3 protein-coding genes and 1 pseudogene are annotated in these 2,618 nt (G+C 56.5%); 2 read left to right on the forward strand and 2 right to left on the reverse strand.

Going from position 1 to position 2,618, the window contains the following annotated elements; genetic code table 11:
- Positions 1-111 precede the first annotated feature (111 nt).
- Together ABID58_RS37260 and ABID58_RS37265 are read left to right on the forward strand one after the other, a co-directional pair.
- Positions 112-234 (forward strand): annotated as a pseudogene (locus tag ABID58_RS37260) (recombinase family protein); the annotation flags it as partial.
- Positions 219-605, forward strand: a complete 387-nt coding sequence (locus ABID58_RS37265; RefSeq protein ID WP_354037795.1) for an IS66 family transposase — start codon at positions 219-221, stop codon at positions 603-605. The pseudogene ABID58_RS37260 and the gene ABID58_RS37265, both read left to right, overlap by 16 nt.
- Before the next feature lie 109 nt (positions 606-714).
- Here the strand turns inward: ABID58_RS37265 and ABID58_RS37270 are convergent, their stop codons facing one another.
- Positions 715-1,623 (reverse strand): MurR/RpiR family transcriptional regulator, encoded by a 909-nt coding sequence (locus tag ABID58_RS37270; RefSeq protein ID WP_354037794.1) that lies wholly within the window; start codon positions 1,621-1,623, stop codon positions 715-717.
- Between the two features lie 743 nt (positions 1,624-2,366).
- Positions 2,367-2,591 carry a glycosyltransferase gene (locus tag ABID58_RS37275; RefSeq protein ID WP_354037796.1) on the reverse strand — a complete coding sequence of 75 codons (225 nt, stop codon included), beginning with the start codon at positions 2,589-2,591 and terminating at the stop codon, positions 2,367-2,369.
- Between the last annotated feature and the right edge of the window lie 27 nt (positions 2,592-2,618).

The raw sequence follows: 2,618 nt of genomic DNA on the forward strand, positions 1-2,618 counted from the left end.
TCGTTCCATGGCGACTGGAACTATACGATTTCACCTCATCGAAAAAATCATCGTCCAAAACGAATTGACTGAGTTATTTATGGACGGGCCCTAAGTGATACACCGCTTGCGATGAGCACAATCTACAGAATACTGAGCAATCCCTTCTATGCGGGGCTGATCCTTTGGAACAAGCAGACATGTACCGGCAAGCATGATCCGGTAGTCTCGATTGATGAATTCGAACGGGTACGCCGTCTACTAGCGCGACCTGGTCGGCCGAAGCCGCAGAGGCATATGCGCGCAACCAATGGGATTATCTGCCCCGTTACACCAGTGACGGTCTCGCCCCGATCGATAACAATGTTCTGGAGCGCGACATCAGGCCGTTCTGCACTGGACGAAAAAGTTGGCTGTTCAGCGACACCGTTGCCGGCGCCAAGGCAAGCGCCGTGATCTACAGTTTGGTGCTGACATGCCGGGCATGCGGCGTCGATCCCTATGCATGGCTACGTCACGCGCTCACCGAATTGCCCCAGCGCGCGCCAGACGCCGATATCGAAGATCTGTTGCCGTTCAACTGCACCGCTCAAAAAAACCTGCCAGCTGACAACGACAGCGGCTGACGGTCGAACGCTCAGGATCAATCAAGCCGTTCCGATGATCCCGCTGGGGCCCGGCGTCACGCGACGCCGCAGCCAGCCGCGCGCGCAGCCTGTGCAGTAAAATGCGCGCTTACGTTCGATTGCGCGCCATCTCGGTCACCGTCGGAATTCGTGGCGTCGAGTCCTGGCCCGGCTGAAGCAGGGCGGCCGTTGCCATCGCAATGCACTGGACCAAGCACATCGGTGCCGCGAGCGACCTGGAGAACAGATATTCGTCCTCCGGAATCGTGAAGAGTGTCCGGGCGTCTTTCGCGAGGGGCGACAATTGGCTGTCGGTAATGCCTATGATGTAAGTTCCGTTGGCTACGGCCACCTCGGATATGACGACGACTTCTTTTGCATAATGTCGAAATGCAATCGCGATCAGGACGTCGCGGTCGGTCATGGTCGTCGCCATTTCTTGCGCCAGCCCACCGGCAGGGTCAAGCAGGACGACACGGCGGCGCAGCATCGTCAGAAGATACCTGAGCAATGATGCAATAGGTTCGGATCGAAGTTGTCCGGCAATGTAAATCGTTTCCGCCTCCACGAGCAGTTTGGCGGTGTCGGCGAGGGTTTTCTCCGATATGACTTCGAGAAGATCTTGAAGTGCCGCCATGTCGCGCACGACCAGATCCCGCAAATAGCCGAGACTGCCGTGGTCCTTATTTCGTGAAAGTTCGCTCTCGAGCGCGCTGATGCGCTCCCGAAATCCGGGGGCGGCAGTGGCAAGTCTTGTCTGAAAAACGGATTGCAGCTGTTTGAAGCCGGAGTAGCCGAGGCTCTGCGCGAAACGGACGAGGCTCGACGGATGCGTCCGGCATTTGGCGGCGACGGCATTGATCGATTCGAGTGCCACCACATTCGGATTCTGCGTCAAGAATCTCGCGATCTGCTGAAATCCGGTCGACAAGTTTGGGTATTCGCGAGTGATCAGATTGACGATCCCCTCATAATTTTTCGGGATTGTTGCTGCTGGTCCGCTGCGCTTGGTTGGCATTCTCATTCCTCGCCTGCGATTCCATCGCCCGCCTGAAAATCAATTTCTTTGGCGTATCTCAGAACCCGCGTGATTCATCCGTGTCAAAAAAGTTCATCTGCTGATCGTGAAATCATTGTTGCAAAAGTAGAATTAAGCAACGATAATTGTTGAGAGCGTATGGAGTGCGCCGACAACAAAATTCGAAACCAAGGAATGAGCTGGTCCCGTTTGTCTGAACAGAATCTCCGCGTCGATAAGTGGAGCCTCTGCCGGGGTTAGGCCGCCGCGCAGAGCGGCGGAAGGTTGAAGTAGGCTTGATCCGGAGTCATGTCGTCAAGACTCGAATGCGGACGTCGTCCGTTGTACAACGAGGTTTGAGAACGCCCACAGGACCGTTCTTCGCGAGGTTCTTTATCGATATCATCCTTGGTTTGGTTGCCGAGTTTGCGTTCATGGGGCCGTCGACAAGGCTGGCGATGTCGCCTTCCGCTGCACGCTGGATGGATCGCAAGCAGATCGTTGGCTGGAGGTTCCAGCATGGATGTTCGAACGGACGGCATGCCCTGAGGCGGAGCTTTTGGCAGCTCGGCCATTTGTCAGCATAACCGCACTTGCCGCGCTTTCTGCGCTTCTCGATCCGGCGTTGGCGCGAGAGCGTGGGCACTGCGCACGCTCAAAGACGAACGGGCGTTAATGTACTTGGATCGGCTCGATCGCCCCACACCCGCAGCTGGTGTCGGCAACCAGTTCCGCGCCGGTTCTTATATGGCTCCGTTGAGACATTCCTCTGCCGCAATCACGTGGGAGAACGTCGCATCGATGTCGACGTAGATGCCGCCCTCATGCAGAAGGACGAGCACTCGCCATAGATCAGCCCTCGCCGCTCCGATCTGGAGACGGGAGTAGCACTGGTAGATTGTAAGCGTAGCGCCGCGGCCGTTCAGATTGTTTGTGCGCGGTCTTGGGAGCACCGTTAGAAGAGTCATCTTCTGCAAGGGTGCTCACAATGGACG

This window comes from Bradyrhizobium sp. S3.2.6, from assembly GCF_040546885.1.
Classification (GTDB): domain Bacteria; phylum Pseudomonadota; class Alphaproteobacteria; order Rhizobiales; family Xanthobacteraceae; genus Bradyrhizobium; species Bradyrhizobium cytisi.